Genomic DNA, 17935 nt, shown 5'->3' with positions numbered 1-17935 from the left:
CTTTTAAAGACCCGCGCAGTGCATTGACACCATCCTCTTACAAGGGAACGCACTGCGGCTCACACCCCGGCCGGATCGTGACTTTAGGCACTGTGTGCACGCGAATTGCCCTCCTACATTGGCAATTGGGTAGCGCACTGAAAGCCGCCCGCCACAGCAGATGCCAATGGGCCCGCGAATATCTTTTTTCGCGGCCGGGGCATCACTTTTCCGACGTATTCAACTGAGGGAAACGACCATGAAATTCAAACAGTCGAACACGCTGCTGCGCAATGCAGCCCTGGCCGGTGCAATTGCGACGCTGCTGGCTTTCAGCGGTATTGCGGGCGCGGCCCATACCCCGCAGGACAGCGACATGCTGCGGACGACGGGCGTCGTCGCCAGCGTCGGCGCGCCCACGTCGAAGACGAAGGTGGAAGAGGTTTCGGCCCAGCAGGACTTGCTGAGCTTCGTCGCACCTGCCGCCAAGACCGAAACGGCTCAGCCCATGAACACCGCGATGGTCAACAGCTGCTCGGCCCGCTGGTACTGGCGCAGCCTGCTGGAAGAAATGGCTTGCGGCTTCTCGGGCCAGGGCTGGTTCAACTGAGGCGAATCCGCCTCGCTGTCTTCGAGAACGCAAAAACGCCGCCCGTCGGGCGGCGTTTTCTTTGCGCGACCGTCTCAGCGCGCGCGACGCGAGCGAACCAGCAGCGTGATCAGCATCAGCGAGAGAACCACGAACGCGATGAACGACCAGTTCGCCAGCGTCAGGCCGAAGAGCGACCAGTCGACTTTCGAGCAGTCGCCGCCGCCGCGGAAGATCATCGGCAGAGCGCGCTTCAGAGGGAAGGTCTCGATCATCCCGTAGAGGTCGCGCCCGCAGGTGACGACTTCGGGCGGATACCACTGCAGCCAGCTCTGCGAGGCCGCCGTGTAGGCGCCGCCGAAAGCGGCCAGCAGCGCCAGCACGCCGCTCACCACACGCAGGCCCACGTTGCGGAACACGCCGGCCAGTCCGGTGAACAGCGCCACCAGCACCAGCGCGTACCGCTGCACGATGCACATGGGACAGGGTTCGAGCCCGACCACGTGCTGCAGGTAGAGCCCGAAGGCCAGCATCAGGACACAGGCCAGGCAGATCAGCCCGAACGCGCGGCGCGGCGCGCCGAAGTACCAATCGATCAAGGAGATACCCAATCTTCTTCTACGAACACTCTGGCCTTGCGCGGATTGGCGACGACGGTGTCGCCCTCCTTCAAGCCCAGATCGCGGAACTGTTGCGCAGGGAGTTGCGCTTCGATGATGGTTCCGGAGCCCGGATTATCTGGATTCGATTCCGTGGGCTCAAGTTCCAGCCGCGCGATGGGCCCGACGACGATCGCGCGCGACAGCGTGGCGACGATGCCCGAGGCGCCGTTCACGTAGGGTGTCACGTCGATGTCATGCGGGCGCACATAAGCACGCGCCTTGGCGTCGCGCGCGCCGCTGTGCTCGGGAGATTCGAGGCGCATGCCGTCGAGTTGCACCGCGCCGTTGTCGGCACGGCCGTGGAACAGGTTCACGTCGCCCAGGAAGCCGTAGACGAAGGGGCTGGCGGGCTGGTCCCACACTTCCTGCGGCGAGCCGACCTGTTCGATCTGCCCCTTGTTGATGACCACCACGCGGTCGGCCACCTCGAGCGCCTCTTCCTGGTCGTGCGTGACGAAGATGGAGGTGACATGCAGTTCGTCGTGCAGCCGGCGCAGCCAGCGGCGCAGTTCCTTGCGCACCTTGGCGTCGAGCGCGCCGAAGGGTTCGTCGAGCAGCAGCACCTTGGGCTCCACCGCCAGCGCGCGGGCCAGCGCGATGCGCTGGCGCTGGCCGCCGGAGAGCTGCGAGGGATAGCGGTCGGCCAGCCAGTCGAGCTGCACCAGCTTGAGCAGGTCGGTCACCTTCTGCCTGATCTGCGCGTCGCTCGGGCGCTCCTTGCGCGGCTTCACGCGCAGGCCGAAGGCCACGTTCTCGAACACCGTCATGTGGCGGAACAGCGCGTAATGCTGGAACACGAAGCCCACCTGCCGCTCGCGCACGTGCACGTCGGTGGTGTCCTCGCCCGAGAAAAGAATGCTGCCGGTGTCGGCCGTCTCCAGCCCCGCGATGATGCGCAGCAGCGTGGTCTTGCCGCAGCCCGAGGGGCCGAGCAGCGCGACCAGCTCGCCCGAATCGACGTCGAGGCTCACGTCGCGCAGCGCGCGGAAGTCGCCGAACTGCTTGCTGATGTTGCGGATTTCGATGCTCATGATTTCTTCTCTCTCACTCTCTCTCAGGCCGCGGTGGCTTCAGGGGGGCGTTCCGGGGGCAGCTCGGCAATGGCCTTCATCTCGCGCTCGTGGCGCCATTCGATCACCGACTTGATCACCAACGTGACCAGCGCCAGGATCGCCAGCAGCGAGGCCACGGCGAAGGCGGCCACCGACTGGTATTCGTTGTAGAGCACTTCCACATGCAGCGGCATGGTGTTGGTCTGGCCGCGGATGTGGCCGGACACCACCGACACCGCGCCGAACTCGCCCATGGCGCGCGCGTTGCACAAAATGACGCCGTACAGCAGGCCCCACTTGATGTTGGGCAGCGTCACGCGCCAGAAGGTCTGCCAGCCGGTCGCGCCGAGCACGATGGCGGCCTGCTCCTCGTCGGTGCCCTGCGCCTGCATCAGCGGCACGAGCTCGCGCGCGATGAACGGGAAGGTCACGAACACGGTCGCCAGCACGATGCCGGGCACGGCGAAGATGATCTTGATGTCGTGCTCGGCCAGCCACGGGCCCAGCCAGCCCTGTGCGCCGAACACCAGCACGTAGATCAGGCCCGCCACCACCGGCGACACCGCGAACGGCAGGTCGACCAGCGTGGTCAGCAGCGCCTTGCCGCGGAACTCGAACTTGGCGATAGCCCAGGCGCCGGCCACGCCGAACACCAGGTTCATCGGCACCGCGATGGCGGCCGTGATCAGCGTGAGACGGATGGCGCTCCAGGCATCGGGTTCCTTCAGCGCTTCGAGGTAGGCGGTGACGCCCTTGCGCAGCGCCTCGGTCGCCACGGCGGCCAGCGGCAGCACGAGGAACAGGAACATGAACCCGAGCGCGAGGCCGATCAGCAGCCAGCGCACCCAGGCGGCTTCGGTGGTGCCGGCCTGAGCACGGCGAACGACTTTGGTTGGTGCGCTCATGTCAGGCCCCTCCGCGACGGCGCTGCCATGCCTGCAGGCCGTTGATGACCAGCAGCAGCACGAAGGAAATGACGAGCATCACCAGCGCGACCGCGGTGGCGCCCGCGTAGTCGTACTGCTCCAGCTTGCCGATGATGATGAGCGGCGTGATCTCCGAGATCATCGGCATGTTGCCGGCGATGAAGATCACCGAGCCGTACTCGCCGATGGCGCGGGCGAAGGCCATGGCAAAGCCCGTCAGCAGCGCAGGCGCGATCGACGGGAAGATCACCTTGGTGAAGGTCTGCAGACGCGTCGCGCCCAGCGAGGTGGCGGCTTCTTCCAGTTCCTTCTCGGCGTCTTCCAGCACCGGCTGCACCGTGCGCACCACGAAGGGCAGCCCGATGAAGATCAGCGCGATCACCACGCCCGCCGGCGTGAAAGCCAGCTTGATGCCGTGCGGCTCCAGCAGCTGGCCGATCCAGCCGTTGCCCGCGAGCAGCGCGGTCAGCGAAATGCCGGCCACGGCCGTGGGCAGCGCGAAAGGCAGATCGACCAGCGCGTCGACGATGCGCTTGCCCGGAAACTTGTAGCGCACCAGCACCCAGGCCACCAGCAGGCCGAACACAGCGTTCACGATGGCGGCCAGCAGCGATGCGCCGAAGGTCAGCCGGTAGGAAGCCATCACGCGCGGCGCGGTCACAGCCACCCAGAACTGCTCCCAGCTCAGCGTGAAGGTCTTGAAGACCAGCGCCGACAGCGGGATCAGCACGATCAGGCTCAGATAGAGAATCGAAAAGCCCAGCGTGATGTGGAAACCGGGCAGCACGCGCTTGGCGCCGCCTGCCCGGTTGGCACGAGAAAAAGGCGCTCCCGCCGACGGGAGCGCCGAAGTAACAGCGCCGCTCATTTACCTGCCGCCAGGGGTGTACAGCTTGTCGAACTGGCCGCCGTCGTTGAAGTGCACCTTCTGCGCTTCACCGAGGCTGCCGAAGAGTTCCTGCACCGTGAAGAGCTGCAGCGGCTTGAAGGTCGCGGCGTATTTCTTGAGCACCGTCTGCGAACGCGGGCGCAGCGCGTGCTTGGCGGCGATTTCCTGCGCTTCTTCGGAATACAGCCAGTCGAGGTAGGCCTTGGCGAGCTCGCCCGTGCCCTTCTTCTTGACGGTGCGCTCGACCACGGCCACCGGGTTCTCGGCCACGATGCTGATCGACGGATAGACCGAGTCGACCTTACCGGTGCCGAATTCGCGGTCGATGGAGACCACTTCCGATTCGAAGGTGATCAGTGCGTCGCCGATGTTGCGCTGCAGGAAGGCGGTGGTCGCGTCGCGCCCGCCGCGTGCCAGCACCGGCACGTTCTTGAAGAGCTTGCCCACGAACTCGGCGGCCTGGGCGTCGGTGCCGCCCTTCTTCTTGATGTAGCCCCAGGCGGCCAGGTAGGCGTAGCGGCCGTTGCCGCCGGTCTTGGGGTTGACGATCACGACCTGCACGCCGGGCTTGACCAGGTCGTCCCAGTCCTTGATGCCCTTGGGGTTGCCGTTGCGCACCAGGAACAGCATGGTCGACGTGGTCGGCGATGCGTTCTCGGGGAACTTCTTGTTCCAGTCCTTCGCGACCACGCCGGCGTTGGCGAGGAAATCGATGTCGGTGGAGGTGTTCATCGTCACCACGTCGGCGTCGAGGCCGTCGGCCACCGCGCGGGCCTGCGCGCTGGAGCCGCCGTGCGACTGGTCGATCTTCACGTCCTTGCCGGTGGCCTTCTTGTAGTGCGCCACGAAGGCCGCGTTGTAGTCCTTGTAGAACTCGCGCGCCACGTCGTAGGAGGCGTTCAGCAGCGAGGTGCCCTGTGCGAAGGCGGTGCTGCCGGCGAGTGCGGAGGACGCCAGCGCGAGCACGGCGACGAAGGTCTTGATTCTGGAAGTCATGTAGTTGCGAGGTTCTCTGAAAATTCACGGCCCGCCGACCATGCGGCGGGCTCGTCGGTCAGCGACTGGAGCAAGGCAAGGCCCAGCGGCCAGTCCCCGTGCCCCGAATCGATGTTGATGTGGCCCGCATTCTGCATCCGGACGAACTCGCTGCCCCAGGCGCGCGAATATGCGCCCGCCAAGCGGATCGGACAGTACGGATCGTTGCTGCTGGCCACCACGATGCTGCGGTACGGCAGCGCGGCATAAGGCACGGGCGCGAAATCGGAGAGCACGGCGCGGCGTTCGGGGTCGGCCGGCGCCACCATCAGCGCGCCGCGGATGCGGGCAGCCGCCTCGGGCGGCAGGTGCGCCGTGGCGATGCAGCCCAGGCTGTGCGCGGCGATCACCACCGGGCCGGGGCTGTCGAGCACCAGCCTGGCCAGCGTGCTCACCCAGGCTTCGCGCTTGGGCGAGGCCCAGTCGTCCTGCACCACGCGCGCTGCGCCCGGAATGCGCTCTTCCCACAGGCTCTGCCAATGGCCGGGCCCGGAGTCGCGCCAACCGGGCACGATGACGACACGAGTTTGCATGACCGAGCTGCCCTGCCCGCTTGCTTACTTGTTCGGCTGCGGCGTGATGCGCAGGTACGGGCGCACGGCCTTGAAGCCCTTGGGGAAGCGCTCGGCGAGCTCGGCCGGGTCTTGAATGGCCGGGATGATGACCACGTCGTCGCCGTCCTTCCAGTTCACCGGCGTGGCGACCTTGTGGCTGTCGGTGAGCTGCAGCGAGTCGATCACGCGCAGGATCTCGTCGAAGTTGCGGCCGGTGGACGCCGGGTAGGTGATGGTCGTGCGGACGATCTTCTTCGGGTCGATGATGAACACGCTGCGCACGGTGGCCGTGGCCGAGGCGTTCGGGTGGATCAGGTCGTACAGGTCGGCCACCTTGCGGTCTGCGTCCGCGATGATGGGGAAGTTGACCGTGGTGTTCTGCGTGTCGTTGATGTCCCCGATCCACTCCTTGTGCCTGGTGGCCGGGTCCACGCTCAGCGCGATGGGCTTCACGCCGCGCTTGGCGAATTCGCCCGACAGCGCCGCGGTCTTGCCGAGTTCGGTGGTGCACACGGGCGTGAAGTCGGCGGGGTGCGAGAAGAACACGACCCACGAATCGCCGGCCCACTGGTAGAAGTCGATGGGGCCTTCGCTGGAATCCTGGGTGAAATTGGGGGCGGTGTCGCCTAGACGCAGAGTAGCCATGATCGCTCCTGGATGGGGATGGGAGTCCCGGATTGTGCGAACCCTTGCTTCAATGCCAAACGAATATCTGCTTGTTTGGATATGACGTTTTCCGCATAACGAGGGCAACCCGGCCCCAGATCGGCCGGGCGCTAGAACATCCGCATGTCTGCGCTCTGCAGGTGTTCCATCAGGAAATCGATCAGCTTGCGCACCGCCGGCACCAGCGCCCGCCGCGCCGGAAACACCATGTGCGCCACCACCGGCGGCGGCCCCCAGCCCGGCAGCAGCCGTACCAGACGGCCGGCTTCCACGTCGGCACGGCACATGTAGTCGGGCAGCATGGTCGCGCCGATGCCGCCCAGCGCGCCGAACTGCAGCGTGGCGAGGTCGTCGGCCACATAGAGGGGCGTATGCGAATGGACGAGGCTCTCGCCGTTCGGGCCTTCCAGCCGCCAGTCGCTGCGCCCTTCCCCGTTGACCGACATGGCCGCCGTGGGCAGCTTCCCCAGGTCGGCCACCGTCTGCACCGGCCCGTGTCGCGCCAGCAGCCCCGGGCTCGCCACCAGCACGCCCCGGCTGTAGCCGAAGGTCTTGGCCACCAGCACCGTGCTGTCCTCGATGGCCGGCCGCACGCGCAGCGCGATGTCGATGCCCTCCTCGATCAGGTCCACCGGCCGGTTGATCACCTTCATGTCGATGCGCACCGCAGGGTAGCGCTCCATGAACACCGGCATCAGCTGCGCCAGGCCGCTGTGCGCGATAGTGACCGGGCAGCTCAGCCGCACCAGCCCGCTGGGCTCGGTCTGCACCTGCGCCACCGCCTCGGCCGCCGCCTGCGCCGCGTCGCGCATCGCGGAAGCGTGCCGCAGGTAGATCTCGCCGGCCGGCGTGAGCGACAGCCGCCGGGTGCTGCGCTGCATCAGCTGCACGCCGAGGCGCTCTTCCAGCTCCGCCACCCGCCGCGAGAGCCGCGACTTGGGAATGCCCAAGGCCCGGCTGGCGGCCGCGAAGCCGCCGCGTTCGGCCACTTCGGCAAAGAAAACCATGTCGTTGAGGTCCTGCATGGCGGCCATTGTCCTGCAATCAGAACGATCTATGCAATTTTTGGCTACTTATCGGCAACTCGACCCAAAAATAGAATTACGCCATCGCCGGCCGATTTTGAGTGCCGACAGCCAACACAGAAAGTGATTGATTGAAATGAAGCTGCTCCACATCGACTCCAGCATCCTCGGCACCAACTCGACCTCGCGCCTGCTCTCGGCCGAGATCGTGACCGCATGGCGCGCCGCCCACCCCGACACCACCGTGGAGTACCTCGACCTGTCCGTCGACGCCCCCCCGCACTTCAGCGCCGACGCGCTGGGCATCAAGGTCGGCGTGCAGGCCCAGCCCACCGAAGCCCAGGCGCGTGAAAACGCCCTGTCCGAAAAGCTCGTGAGCCAGTTCCTGGCTTCGGACGTGGTCGTCATCGGCACGCCGTTCTACAACTTCTCGATCCCGACGCAGCTCAAGGCGTGGATCGACCGCCTCGGTCAGGTCGGCCGCACCTTCAAGTACACCGACAAGGGCCCCGTGGGCCTGGCCGGCGGCAAGACCATCATCGTGGCCTCCAGCCGCGGCGGCGTCTACTCGACCAGCGAAGGCGGCCAGGCCATGGAACACCAGGAGAGCTACCTCAAGGCAGTCTTCGGGTTCTTCGGCATCACCGACGTGCGCATCGTGCGCGCCGAGGGCGTGGCGATGGGCGACGAAGCCCGCAACAGCGCCCTGGCGGCTGCCCGCGCCGACATCCTGGTGGCGACGGCAGAAGCCGCGAACCAGAAGAGCGTCGCGCAGGCTGCCTGAGCACGTTCAGCCTCGCACCATGAAAAAACCGCCCGATGGGCGGTTTTTTCGTTCCGGCCTGCGCGGAATCTCAGGCCGAGTGGCTCTTCACCCAGGCCACGTACTTGTCCATCCAGCCCTGCAGGAACTTCTTCGAGCCCTCGTTGCCGATGTGGCCCTTGTCGTCGAACAGGTCGTCCTTGGCCTGCAGGAACACTTCGGGGGCGCCAAGCGTGGGCACGTCGAGGTAGGCCAGGATGTTGCGCAGATGCTGCTGCGCCAGCGCGGTGCCGATGGCGCCGACCGAGATGCCGACCACGCCGGCCGGCTTGCCTGCCCAGGCGCTCTGGCCGTAGGGGCGCGAGGCGTGGTCGATGGCGTTCTTCAGCACGCCGGGAATGGAGCGGTTGTACTCGGGCGTGACGAACAGCAGGCCGTCGGCCGCCGCGATCTCGGTCTTCAGGCGCTTCACCGAAGCGGCTTGGTTGGCGTCGTCGTCCTGGTTGTACAGCGGCAGGTCGTCGATGCGCAGGCTTTCGAAAGTGAAGTCCGAGGGCGCGAGCTGCGCCAGCGCGAGGGCCAGCTTGTGGTTGAACGAATCCTTGCGCAGGCTGCCGACGATGACGGCGATGCGGGTCTGTGCCATGGGTGAAGCTCCTTTGATGAGGGGGTCGGAAATGACGAACGCGATTATGCGAAGCGCCCAAGACCTTATCCGGAAAAGTTCATGCATTTACACCGTGGCACCCGATCGCTGCCTCGCGATCGATGCGCTCGGGGCATGTCGAACCTGCCCTGCGCCCAGGCCTGCCGGACGATGCCATCGCGCATCATGTGCCGGACCGCCCGCGCGTGTTCCACCTCTTGCCATTTGCCCGCCGCCGACAGCCAGGGAAGGCGCCCGCTCGAAGCAGGCTGCGGCGATCCCGGGCATCATCGCGGCCGGTCTTTTTTCCTCTGTCGAATACAGGAGCGAAACGCGATGAGATTTCTGGTGGTGGGTGCCGGCGCACTCGGTGGTTATTTCGGCGGCCGTCTGCTGGAGGCGGGACGCGACGTCACCTTCCTGCTGCGCCCGCGCCGCGCGGCCCAGCTCGCCAAGACCGGGCTGGTGGTGCAGAGCCCCTTCGGCAACCTGCAGTTGCCATCTCCGAAGCATGTGCTGGCCGACGGCATCGACGGCCCCTACGACGTGATCGTGGTCGGCAGCAAGGCCTACGACCTCGGCTCGACCATGGACTCCTTCGCGCCAGCCGTGGGCCCGAACACCGTGATCCTCCCGCTGCTCAACGGCATGAGCCACATCGACAGGCTTGCCGAGCGATTCGGCAGCGAGCGCGTGCTGGGCGGACTGTGCATGATCTCCGCCACCCTCGACGACGAAGGCCGCGTGCTGCATCTCAACGACATGCACGGCCTGAGCTTCGGCGAACGCGCGGGCGGCCGCTCGGCGCGGGTCGACGCCATCGCGGCGCAGTTCGCCGGCGCGAAGTTCGATGCCACCGCCAGCGAGAACATCTCGCAGGACATGTGGGAGAAGTGGGTCTTCATCGCCTCGGCCGCCGGCCTCACCAGCCTGATGCACGCCTCCATCGGCGACATCGTGGCCGCCGGCGGGCAGGACGTGGCGTTGTCGATCTTCGACGAGTGCTGCGCCATCGCCGCCCACAATGGTTTCGCGCCGCGTCCCGCCGCCGCGCAGCGCGGCCGAACCATCATCACGGCCGCCGGCTCGCCGATGACGGCCTCGATGTACAAGGACATGGCGCGCGGCGCGGCCGTGGAAGCCGATCACATCGTCGGCGACCTGCTGAGCCGCGCAGCGCCCGGCAACGCCACGGTGCCCACCGTGCTGCGCACCGCCTACGTGCACCTCAAGGCCTACGAGGCGCGACGCGCACGCGAGGCTGCCGCGGCTGTCTGAGGATCCGATGAAAGACGCGCTCGCCTTCCTGCACACGGCACAGGTCCACGTGCCGACATTCGAGCGGCTGGCGCGCGAGAACGCTCCCGCGCTGCGTGTGCGGCACGTGGTGCGCGAAGAGCTGCTGGCTGACGCGCGCGTCACCGGCGTCGACGACGCCGACCTCATCGCCCGCGTCAACGAGGCGATGCGCGAAGCCGCCGCGGGCGGCGCAAAGGTCGTGGTGTGCACCTGCTCGACCATCGGCGCCATCGCGGAACGCACGCCCTCCGGCGATGCATTCAGAGCCCTGCGCATCGACCGGGCCATGGCCGACAAGGCCGTTCGCACCGGGCCTCGCGTGCTGATCGCCGCAGCGCTCGAAAGCACGCTGGCGCCTACGAAGGCCCTGATTCTTTCCGCCGCACAGAACGCTGGAATCGCCGTCCAGCCGGCCCTGCTGTTCGTCGAGGACGCATGGCCGCATTTCGAAGCCGGAGCCCACGCGCGCTACATCGAGACACTGGCTGGCGCGATCCGTGCGGCGGCAATCGAGGCCGACGTCGTCGTGCTGGCCCAGGCCTCGATGGCCCCCGTGGCCGATACGCTCGCCGACCTGGGCATCGACGTGCTCAGCAGTCCCGTGCCCGGCACCGCCCACGCGGTGACACTGGCCCTGTCGCTCAGTCCGACTTGAGGATCGTCTCGCCCTTCAGCATCCCCATGTCGCGGATGTTGAAGCGGTGGCGCTTCCAGCCTTCCCAGGTGCGGCGCATGTTGCCGATGGAGATCAGGTAGTACAGCACCTTGAACATGCCGACCGGGCCGCGCATCGGCGTGCCGCGGTAGATGTCGCCGGCCAGCAGCGTCATCAGCCCTTCCTTCACGCGGAACGGGTTGCCCGGATGCATGAACATGTCGCGGATGGTCGGGTTGGTCACGCGGTAGATGAACCACGAGTACTCGCGCGGGCCCTTGCGCATCATGGCTTCGAAGCCCTTGCGTACAGCGGCCAGCTGGGCCGGCTTGTCGAGCGCTGTCGCCACCAGTTCGGCGCCGTCGAAGGCGCTGTGCATCGCGAGGTACACGCCCGAGGAGAACATCGGGTCGATGAACGTGAAGGCATCGCCCAGCATCAGGTAGCGCTCGCCCGTGGCGTGCGTGCTGGAGTACGAGAAGTTGCCGGTGGCATGCACCGCGTCGTCGACCAGCGTGGCGTTCTTCAGGCGGTCCACCAGCACCGGGCAGGTGGCGATGGTGTCGTAGAAGAACTCCTTGAGCGGCTTGTCGCGCGTCTTCAGGTAGTACGGCCAGCAGACCGCGCCCACGCTGGTGGTGCCGTCGGCCAGCGGAATGAACCAGAACCAGCCGTGCGGAAACCAGCAGATGCTGATGTTGCCTTCCTTCTTGCCCTCCAGCCGCTCGGCGTTGGTGAAGTGGCCGAAGAGCGCGGTGCTGTTGTGGTCGGGGTTCTTCTGCTTGCAGCGGAATTTGTTGGCCAGCAGCGTGTCGCGGCCGGTGGCATCGACCACGAAGCGGGCGCGCCAGCTGCGGCGCGCGCCGTCGTCCATCTCGGCCTGGACCGTCGCGCCCTCGGCGTCGAAGGCCACGTCGCGCACCTTGCAGCCTTCGATGGCCTGCGCGCCGCAGGTGGCGGCGTTGCGGAACAGAAGCTCGTCCAGCTCCGAGCGGCGGACCTGCCAGGCCGAGTCGAGCGACTTGTCCAGGCCCTCGCCGAATTCCACATAGCTGCGGTGCTCGTGCTCGGGCGAGACGAACTCGATGCCGAACTTCGGCATGCCGATCTTCTCGACCTGGTCGCGCACGCCGAGCTTGTCGAACAGCTCCACGTTCGCGGGCAGCAGCGATTCGCCGATGTGAAAGCGCGGGTGGTGCGCCTTCTCAAGCAGCACCACCTTGCGGCCCTGCCGTGCCAGCAGCGTGGCGATGGTCGATCCGGCGGGACCGCCGCCGACGACCAGCACGTCGCAGGATTCGTCGGCGGCCCGGGGCGCGGGAGAAGAAGCTTGGGACAGGGACATGCGAAGGCAGGCAACGTTGTTAACAATCGCAAGCATAGCGCGGCGGCCTGCGAAGACCGCAAAGCCTGCTAAGCGGCTCGCCGGCTGGCGCCGCACACTGGGGCAATGCGCCTCCTCCATCTTCTGCGCCCCTTCTGCCTCGCCGCCGCATGCCTGTCGGCGGTGTTCGCCCATGCCGCCGGCTTCAGCACCATCGATATACCTGCCGACCGCGAAGGCCCGGCCATGCAGGGCGCCGTATGGACACCGTGCGCCGCACCCGCGGGCGAGATCAAGCTGGGCCGCAACACGATCCAGGGCGTGCGGGACTGTCCGCTCCCGCCGGGCAACGCCCGGCTGCCGTTCATCGTGATCTCGCACGGCTACGGCGGCTCCTTCCTCGGCCATCACGACACGGCGCAGGCGCTCGCCGACGCGGGCTTCATCGTCGCGGCCATCAGCCATTCGCAAGACAACTTCCAGCTCCGTGGCGGCCCGGACGACAGGATCGTCGCGCTGGCGACGCGAACCACCGACATCAAGCGGCTGATCGACCACATGCTCCAGAAGTGGCCCGCGCACGGCAGGATCGCGGCCGACCGGATCGGCTTCTACGGATTTTCGAGGGGCGGCTACACGGGCCTCGTGCTCGCGGGAGCGCGGCCGGACTTCGAACGGCTGCCGCCGCTGCCCTCATCACCGTGCGCAACGCAGCCCGACGGCAAGGCGTGCGAATGGGTGAAACAGGGCTTCCAGGAACTGCTGGCCACGCCGCTGACGCACGACACCCGCATCAAGGCGGCCGTGATCGCCGACCCGCTCGGCATGCTCTTCGACGCCCGGGGCCTGAAGAACGTGAAGATCCCGATCGAGCTCTGGGCGTCGACCTACGGCGGCGACGGCGTCACGCCCGAGAGCGTGGCAGCCGTTCGCGGCAACCTGCCTGTGGCGCCCGAATGGCATGTGGCCGACAAGGCCGAACACTTCGGTTTTCTCGCACCGTGCTCGCAAGCACAGCTCGACGCCAGGATCGAGATCTGCCGCGACGCGCCCGGCTTCGACCGAATCGCCTTCCACAAGGCATTCAACGCCGAGGTAGCGGCCTTCTTCAGCCGCCACCTCGGGCCAACGCACTGACCTTCACTGACCAGGCTTCAGCCCGCGCGCCGCTGCGACGCGAGCCGCCGCACCACCGCCACCAGCCGGTCGATCTCGTCGAAGGTGTTGTAGAAGGCCAGCGAGGGCCGCACCGTGGTTTCCACGCCGAAGCGGCGCAGGATGGGCTGCGCGCAATGGTGGCCGGTGCGCACCGCGATGCCCTCCTCGTTCAGCGCCTGCCCCACCTCCTCGGTGGTGTAGCCGACGAGCACGAAGGACATCACGCTGGCCTTGTCGGCAGCCGTGCCGATCAGCCGCACGCCCGGAATCGCGCCGAGCTGCGCCATACCGTACACCAGCAGGTCATGCTCGTAGCGCGCGATGTTCTCGATGCCGATCTTGTTGACGTAGTCGATGGCGGCGCCCAGTCCCACGGCGTCGGCGATGTTGCCGGTGCCGGCCTCGAACTTGTTCGGGATCGGCTGGAACACCGTCTTCTCGAAGGTCACGTCGGCAATCATGTTGCCGCCGCCCTGCCACGGGGGCATGTCTTCGAGCACCTCGCGCCTGCCCCACACCACGCCGATGCCCGTCGGGCCGAACACCTTGTGGCCGGAGAAGACGAAGAAGTCGGCGCCGATGTCCTGCACGTCCACGCGCATGTGCGAGACCGACTGCGCGCCGTCCAACAGCGCCTTCGCGCCAGCGCGGTGCGCCAGCTCGACGATCTCCTTCACCGGCACCACCGTGCCCAGCGCGTTCGAGACCTGCGTGACGGCGACGATCTTCGTGCGGTCGTTCAGCAGCTTGCGGTATTCGTCGAGCAGCACCTGCCCCGAGTCGTCCACCGGAATCACGCGCAGCTTCGCGCCCTTGGCGGTGGCAAGCTGCTGCCACGGCACGATGTTGGCGTGGTGCTCCAGGTTCGACACGACGATCTCGTCGCCCTCGCCCACGTGCTGGCCGCCCCAGCTCTTTGCCACGAGGTTGATGGCCTCGGTGGTGCCGCGCACGAAGATCACCTCTTCGACCTCGGGCGCATTGATGAACCTGCGCACGCGCTCGCGGGCGCCTTCGTAGGCGTCGGTCGCGCGCGCGGCCAGCTCGTGCGCCGCGCGGTGGATGTTCGAGTTCTCGTGCTCGTAGAAGTACGAGATGCGGTCGATGACCGACTGAGGCTTGTGCGTGGTGGCCGCGTTGTCGAACCACACCAGCTGCTTGCCGTTCACCCGCTCCTGCAGGATCGGGAAGTCGCGCCGCACGGCGTGGATGTCGAAGAGCGGATGCCGCCCGCTGCCGGCCAGAGGCACGGCGGCGGGGCCACGCGGATCGGGCTTGGCGGGCGTGACGAAGCCGCTGGGCAGGCGCACCGCGTCGACGAAGTAGAACTGGGGTTCACTCCCTCTCCCCTCTGGGGAGAGGGTTGGGGTGAGGGGCAGCCCCGCACCTTGCGTCGTCCGCTGGCCCTCACTCCAGCCCTCTCCCGCAAGCGGGAGAGGGGGCGAGACCACGGGGGTCGCGCCGGCCGGGGGATGCCCGTAGCCGTTGTCCAGAAAGTAGAACGACGAAGCCGCGGCTTGCTGTGCCACTGCCCCATTCAGCTGTGGCACGCCCTGCACCATGCCACCCGAGCGCGGCTCGAACGCCGGCGCCACCGAGAGCACGCTGTCCGGCACGCCATTGCCCGCCACCGCGTGCGGCACCAGCGCCGGTGCGCGGTTCGCGAGCGAAGGCACCTGCGTCGGCGATGCCGGCACCAGGTTGGCGCCCGGGATCTGCCCCTGCGGAATCGGCGTGCCCGGCACGCTGGGCCCGAAGCCGGCAGGGCTCGCCAGCGGTGAACCCGCGGGCGCGACGTTGGCCGGAAACTGCGCTCCCGGCACCAGCCCGTTCGCCACGCCGGGCACCGAGTCGGGCGGCGTGCCCGGCAGTGCGGAGAACATGGCGCTGGCCATGCGCGCGAGAACCGCCGGGTCGAACGGCGCCTCGCCCGGGATCGATGGAATGCTGCTCACAGCGGCTTACTTGTAGGTGTCGGCGTAGTCGTGGTACTTGCCGATCTCGACATCGTCGAGCACCGCCAGTGCGTCGGTCGTCAGCACCGCAAGCGAGCAGTACAGCGAGATCAGGTACGACGCGATCGCGTGGTTGTTGATGCCCATGAAGCGCACCGACAGGCCCGGCCCCTGCTCGCCCGACAGCCCCGGCTGGAAGAGGCCCACCACGCCCTGGCGCTTGTCACCCACGCGCAGCAGCAGGATCTTGCTCTTGCCATCGGCCACTGGCACCTTGTTCGACGGAATCAGCGGAATGCCGCGCCAGGTGATGAACTGCGAGCCGAAGAGGCTCACCGTGGGCGGCGGCGTTCCGCGGCGCGTGGCCTCGCGGCCGAAGGCGGCAATGGCCAGCGGGTGCGTGAGGAAGAAGGCCGGCTCCTTCCACACCTTGGCCAGCAGCTCGTCGAGATCGTCGGGCGTGGGCGCGCCGGTCAGCGGGAAGATGCGCTGCTCTTCGCTCACCTGCGCCAGCAGGCCGTAGTCGGGGTTGTTGATGAGCTCGCTCTCCTGGTTCTCCTTGATCGTCTCGATCGTCAGGCGCAGCTGTTCCTTGATCTGGTCGTGCGGGCTGCTGTAGAGGTCGGAGATGCGGGTGTGCACGTCGAGCACGGTGCTCACGGCGTTCAGGTAGTGCTCGCGCGGGCTCTCTTCGTAGTCGACGAAGGTGCGCGGCAGCTGGTTTTCTTCCTCGCGCGACGTGCAGGTGACCTTGATCGCCTCCGGGTTCTTGACCTTGTTGACGCGGTAGATGCCCGCCTCCACCGGAACCCACTGCAGCAGGTGCGTCAGCCAGCGCGGGCTGATGGTCTCGAGTTGGGGGACTGTCTTGGTGGCATTGGCCAGCTGTCTTGCGGCGTTGTCGCCAAGGGCGGTGGTACCACCAACTGTTGCGCTCATGGATCAGGCTTTCGTGGTTGAGAAAAAAGTGGCCACCAGTGTCCGGCGGCCACGGGTTTTCCCTCAACAGGCTATAGCCGCCAAGTTGATCCTTCGCGCGAGGCGAGATTGTTCGAGCTGCTCGCAGCGCATGAGCAGGCCGACCATGTTGATGCCCAGCGCGGTAGCCAGCTTCTGCGCGGTGACGATCGATGGAATGACACGGCCGCGCTCGATTTCCCCAACGTAGGAGCGGTTCAGATCGGAACGCTCAGCCAGTTCCTCCTGCGACCAGCCCCTGTCCTCGCGCAGCTGACGGATGGTCACGCCGAAGTCTTCGACGAACGCCTTCATACGCCACCTGCCTTCGGTGCGTTCTGCAGGCTGGCCTGCGTGACGCTCGCGCCCGGCGGCACGTCGTCGGTGATCCACACGTTGCCGCCGATGACGGCGCCCTTGCCGAGCGTCACGCGCCCGAGGATGGTCGCGCCGGCGTAGATGACCACGTCGTCCTCCACCACCGGATGGCGCGGCAGGCCCTTCTGCAGGTTGCCCTCGGTATCTGTCGGGAAGCGCTTGGCGCCGAGCGTGACCGCCTGGTAGAGCCGCACGCGCTTGCCGATGACGGCCGTCTCGCCGATCACGACACCCGTGCCGTGGTCGATGAAGAAGCCCGCGTCGATCTTCGCGCCCGGATGGATGTCGATGCCCGTCTGCGCATGCGCCAGCTCGGCCACGATGCGCGCCAGCAGCGGCAGCCCGAGCTTGTAGAGCTCGTGCGCGAGGCGGTGGTGGATCATCGCGAGCACGCCGGGATAGCACAGAAGCACCTCGTCGACGCTGCGCGCGGCCGGATCGCCCTGGTAGGCGGCGAGCACGTCGCTGTCGAGCAGGCTGCGCAGGCCCGGCAGTGCATTCGCGAAGCGGCGCACGGCCTCGGTGGCGATATCGTCGATTTCGCTGGCAGGGCGCGGCTCGTGGCGCGCATTGAAGTTCAGCTCCAGCCGCGCCTGAACCAGCAGCGCCTGCAGGGCCGAGTCGAGTGTGTGGCCGACGTAGAAGTCCTCGCTCTCGTGGCGCAGGTCCGGCGGGCCGAGCCGCATCGGAAAGAGCGCGCCCTTGAGCGACTCGACGATCTGCGCGAGCGCATCGCGCGACGGAAACTCGCGCGCGCCGGGCTCGCGCGAGCGCCGCTGCGAATCGCGCCACTCGTCGCGCACGCCATGCAGTGCGCGCACGATGTCGCTCACCTCGAAATGGGCCATCTGTAGTTCCTCCCGGAGAAATGTCGTGTGGGGTGCGGTCTCAGTCCTGCACCCACGGCAGCTTGTGGAAGCGCCAGCCGTCGGAGCCGCCGCGATGCTGCTGCGCATCGATCTCGCCCTCGAAGCCTTCGAGCACGTTGAAGACGTTCGTGAAGCCGGCCCTTGCCGCAGCCTCGGCCGCCAACGCGGAACGCTTTCCGCTGCGGCACAGCAGCAGCACGACGGCTTCCTTGCCGCCGTCCTTCGCGAGCCTGGCTTCGAGCTCGCGCACGAAGCGCGGATTGCGCGTGAGCGCCGTGCCGGTGGCCCAGGCCACGTGCTGGCTGCCGGGCACGTGGCCGACGAACTTGCGCTCTTCGCCGGAACGCACGTCGACCAGCACGGCCTGGCCCTTCTGCACCAGGTCCCAGGCCACCGGCGGCCTGACGCCTCCGGCATAGGGCAGATTGCTCTCGGCGGCCGAGGCGCGCGCCTGTTCGAGTGCTTCGGGCAAGGCGATGACTTCTTCTTCAACTTCCACTGACATGCTGTGAGGCTCCTGTTGTGCGTTGGATACGCCTTGGTGGCGATAACCA

20 protein-coding genes are annotated in these 17935 nt (G+C 67.1%); 5 read left to right on the top strand and 15 right to left on the bottom strand.

Annotated elements, in window-relative coordinates:
- Nucleotides 1–238: 238 nt before the first annotated feature.
- Nucleotides 239–589: a hypothetical protein gene (locus EJP67_RS03340; RefSeq protein WP_126019400.1), complete on the top strand. Its 351-nt coding sequence runs from the start codon at nt 239–241 to the stop codon at nt 587–589.
- Between the two features lie 74 nt (nt 590–663).
- On the opposite strand, the gene EJP67_RS03335 is transcribed toward EJP67_RS03340, so the two are convergent.
- From EJP67_RS03335 to EJP67_RS03300, 8 genes are all read right to left on the bottom strand, one after another.
- Nucleotides 664–1167: a disulfide bond formation protein B gene (locus tag EJP67_RS03335; RefSeq protein ID WP_126019397.1), complete on the bottom strand. Its 504-nt coding sequence runs from the start codon at nt 1165–1167 to the stop codon at nt 664–666.
- Nucleotides 1164–2261 carry a sulfate/molybdate ABC transporter ATP-binding protein gene (locus EJP67_RS03330; protein ID WP_126019394.1) on the bottom strand — a complete coding sequence of 366 codons (1098 nt, stop codon included), beginning with the start codon at nt 2259–2261 and terminating at the stop codon, nt 1164–1166. Before EJP67_RS03330 ends, EJP67_RS03335 begins: the two co-directional genes overlap by 4 nt.
- Nucleotides 2262–2284: 23 nt before the next feature.
- Nucleotides 2285–3187, bottom strand: coding sequence for a sulfate ABC transporter permease subunit CysW (cysW, locus tag EJP67_RS03325; RefSeq protein ID WP_126019392.1), 903 nt, complete (start codon nt 3185–3187; stop codon nt 2285–2287).
- A 1-nt stretch (nt 3188) separates the two neighbouring features.
- Nucleotides 3189–4076 (bottom strand): sulfate ABC transporter permease subunit CysT, encoded by an 888-nt coding sequence (gene cysT, locus EJP67_RS03320; protein WP_126019390.1) that lies wholly within the window; start codon nt 4074–4076, stop codon nt 3189–3191.
- Nucleotides 4077–5093, bottom strand: coding sequence for a sulfate ABC transporter substrate-binding protein (locus EJP67_RS03315; protein ID WP_126019387.1), 1017 nt, complete (start codon nt 5091–5093; stop codon nt 4077–4079).
- On the bottom strand, nt 5090–5665 hold the full coding sequence (locus EJP67_RS03310) for an RBBP9/YdeN family alpha/beta hydrolase (protein WP_126019385.1): 576 nt from the start codon (nt 5663–5665) through the stop codon (nt 5090–5092). The genes EJP67_RS03315 and EJP67_RS03310 overlap by 4 nt, the downstream gene beginning before the upstream one ends.
- 24 nt (nt 5666–5689) lie before the next feature.
- A complete protein-coding gene (locus EJP67_RS03305) occupies nt 5690–6331 on the bottom strand; it encodes a peroxiredoxin (RefSeq protein ID WP_126019383.1) in 642 nt (213 codons plus the stop codon).
- A gap of 131 nt (nt 6332–6462) precedes the next feature.
- A complete protein-coding gene (locus tag EJP67_RS03300) occupies nt 6463–7377 on the bottom strand; it encodes a LysR family transcriptional regulator (protein ID WP_126019381.1) in 915 nt (304 codons plus the stop codon).
- A 136-nt stretch (nt 7378–7513) separates the two neighbouring features.
- On the opposite strand from EJP67_RS03300, the gene EJP67_RS03295 reads away from it, so the two are divergent.
- On the top strand, nt 7514–8161 hold the full coding sequence (locus tag EJP67_RS03295; protein WP_126019379.1) for an FMN-dependent NADH-azoreductase: 648 nt from the start codon (nt 7514–7516) through the stop codon (nt 8159–8161).
- A gap of 70 nt (nt 8162–8231) precedes the next feature.
- Here EJP67_RS03295 and EJP67_RS03290 read toward each other — a convergent pair whose 3' ends face one another.
- Nucleotides 8232–8786 carry an NADPH-dependent FMN reductase gene (locus EJP67_RS03290; RefSeq protein ID WP_126019377.1) on the bottom strand — a complete coding sequence of 185 codons (555 nt, stop codon included), beginning with the start codon at nt 8784–8786 and terminating at the stop codon, nt 8232–8234.
- 336 nt (nt 8787–9122) lie between these two features.
- Here EJP67_RS03290 and panE point away from each other — a divergent pair, with 336 nt between their 5' ends.
- Nucleotides 9123–10064, top strand: a complete 942-nt coding sequence (gene panE, locus EJP67_RS03285) for a 2-dehydropantoate 2-reductase (protein WP_126019375.1) — start codon at nt 9123–9125, stop codon at nt 10062–10064.
- A gap of 7 nt (nt 10065–10071) precedes the next feature.
- Entirely contained in the window at nt 10072–10740 is a 669-nt protein-coding gene (locus tag EJP67_RS03280; protein WP_126019373.1) for an Asp/Glu/hydantoin racemase, read from the top strand.
- Here the strand turns inward: EJP67_RS03280 and EJP67_RS03275 are convergent.
- On the bottom strand, nt 10727–12085 hold the full coding sequence (locus EJP67_RS03275) for an NAD(P)/FAD-dependent oxidoreductase (RefSeq protein WP_126019371.1): 1359 nt from the start codon (nt 12083–12085) through the stop codon (nt 10727–10729). The two genes, EJP67_RS03280 and EJP67_RS03275, sit on opposite strands and share 14 nt — an antisense overlap.
- A gap of 105 nt (nt 12086–12190) precedes the next feature.
- Here EJP67_RS03275 and EJP67_RS03270 point away from each other — a divergent pair, with 105 nt between their 5' ends.
- Nucleotides 12191–13201 carry an alpha/beta hydrolase family protein gene (locus EJP67_RS03270; RefSeq protein ID WP_126019369.1) on the top strand — a complete coding sequence of 337 codons (1011 nt, stop codon included), beginning with the start codon at nt 12191–12193 and terminating at the stop codon, nt 13199–13201.
- Between the two features lie 17 nt (nt 13202–13218).
- Here the strand turns inward: EJP67_RS03270 and EJP67_RS03265 are convergent, their stop codons facing one another.
- The 5 genes from EJP67_RS03265 to EJP67_RS03245 form a co-directional block, all read right to left on the bottom strand.
- Entirely contained in the window at nt 13219–15117 is a 1899-nt protein-coding gene (locus tag EJP67_RS03265) for a family 2A encapsulin nanocompartment cargo protein cysteine desulfurase (RefSeq protein ID WP_240650525.1), read from the bottom strand.
- A 66-nt stretch (nt 15118–15183) separates the two neighbouring features.
- Nucleotides 15184–16116, bottom strand: a complete 933-nt coding sequence (locus tag EJP67_RS03260; protein ID WP_126019367.1) for a family 2A encapsulin nanocompartment shell protein — start codon at nt 16114–16116, stop codon at nt 15184–15186.
- 63 nt (nt 16117–16179) lie between these two features.
- Entirely contained in the window at nt 16180–16449 is a 270-nt protein-coding gene (locus tag EJP67_RS03255; protein ID WP_125950756.1) for a helix-turn-helix domain-containing protein, read from the bottom strand.
- Nucleotides 16446–17360: a serine O-acetyltransferase EpsC gene (gene epsC / locus EJP67_RS03250; RefSeq protein ID WP_126019365.1), complete on the bottom strand. Its 915-nt coding sequence runs from the start codon at nt 17358–17360 to the stop codon at nt 16446–16448. Before epsC ends, EJP67_RS03255 begins: the two co-directional genes overlap by 4 nt.
- 40 nt (nt 17361–17400) lie before the next feature.
- Nucleotides 17401–17886: a rhodanese-like domain-containing protein gene (locus EJP67_RS03245; protein ID WP_126019363.1), complete on the bottom strand. Its 486-nt coding sequence runs from the start codon at nt 17884–17886 to the stop codon at nt 17401–17403.
- Nucleotides 17887–17935 lie beyond the last annotated feature (49 nt).

Source organism: Variovorax guangxiensis (assembly GCF_003952165.1).
Classification (GTDB): Bacteria; Pseudomonadota; Gammaproteobacteria; order Burkholderiales; family Burkholderiaceae_C; genus Variovorax; species Variovorax guangxiensis.
The sequence above is the reverse complement of the archived record's forward strand: the minus strand, read 5'-3'. Positions and strand labels throughout refer to the sequence as shown.

Bases quoted from the DNA above. Each gene is read 5' to 3' on its own strand.
- EJP67_RS03245 (WP_126019363.1), bottom strand. From the start codon at position 17,886: ATGTCAGTGGAAGTTGAAGAAGAAGTCATCGCCTTGCCCGAAGCACTC.
- EJP67_RS03310 (WP_126019385.1), bottom strand. From the start codon at position 5,665: ATGCAAACTCGTGTCGTCATCGTGCCCGGTTGGCGCGACTCCGGGCCC.
- EJP67_RS03295 (WP_126019379.1), top strand. From the start codon at position 7,514: ATGAAGCTGCTCCACATCGACTCCAGCATCCTCGGCACCAACTCGACC.
- EJP67_RS03255 (WP_125950756.1), bottom strand. From the start codon at position 16,449: ATGAAGGCGTTCGTCGAAGACTTCGGCGTGACCATCCGTCAGCTGCGC.
- epsC (WP_126019365.1), bottom strand. From the start codon at position 17,360: ATGGCCCATTTCGAGGTGAGCGACATCGTGCGCGCACTGCATGGCGTG.
- EJP67_RS03290 (WP_126019377.1), bottom strand. From the start codon at position 8,786: ATGGCACAGACCCGCATCGCCGTCATCGTCGGCAGCCTGCGCAAGGAT.
- EJP67_RS03260 (WP_126019367.1), bottom strand. From the start codon at position 16,116: ATGAGCGCAACAGTTGGTGGTACCACCGCCCTTGGCGACAACGCCGCA.
- EJP67_RS03270 (WP_126019369.1), top strand. From the start codon at position 12,191: ATGCGCCTCCTCCATCTTCTGCGCCCCTTCTGCCTCGCCGCCGCATGC.
- EJP67_RS03315 (WP_126019387.1), bottom strand. From the start codon at position 5,093: ATGACTTCCAGAATCAAGACCTTCGTCGCCGTGCTCGCGCTGGCGTCC.
- EJP67_RS03305 (WP_126019383.1), bottom strand. From the start codon at position 6,331: ATGGCTACTCTGCGTCTAGGCGACACCGCCCCCAATTTCACCCAGGAT.
- EJP67_RS03275 (WP_126019371.1), bottom strand. From the start codon at position 12,085: ATGTCCCTGTCCCAAGCTTCTTCTCCCGCGCCCCGGGCCGCCGACGAA.
- EJP67_RS03330 (WP_126019394.1), bottom strand. From the start codon at position 2,261: ATGAGCATCGAAATCCGCAACATCAGCAAGCAGTTCGGCGACTTCCGC.
- cysT (WP_126019390.1), bottom strand. From the start codon at position 4,076: ATGAGCGGCGCTGTTACTTCGGCGCTCCCGTCGGCGGGAGCGCCTTTT.
- panE (WP_126019375.1), top strand. From the start codon at position 9,123: ATGAGATTTCTGGTGGTGGGTGCCGGCGCACTCGGTGGTTATTTCGGC.
- EJP67_RS03265 (WP_240650525.1), bottom strand. From the start codon at position 15,117: ATGGCCAGCGCCATGTTCTCCGCACTGCCGGGCACGCCGCCCGACTCG.
- EJP67_RS03280 (WP_126019373.1), top strand. From the start codon at position 10,072: ATGAAAGACGCGCTCGCCTTCCTGCACACGGCACAGGTCCACGTGCCG.
- EJP67_RS03340 (WP_126019400.1), top strand. From the start codon at position 239: ATGAAATTCAAACAGTCGAACACGCTGCTGCGCAATGCAGCCCTGGCC.
- cysW (WP_126019392.1), bottom strand. From the start codon at position 3,187: ATGAGCGCACCAACCAAAGTCGTTCGCCGTGCTCAGGCCGGCACCACC.
- EJP67_RS03300 (WP_126019381.1), bottom strand. From the start codon at position 7,377: ATGCAGGACCTCAACGACATGGTTTTCTTTGCCGAAGTGGCCGAACGC.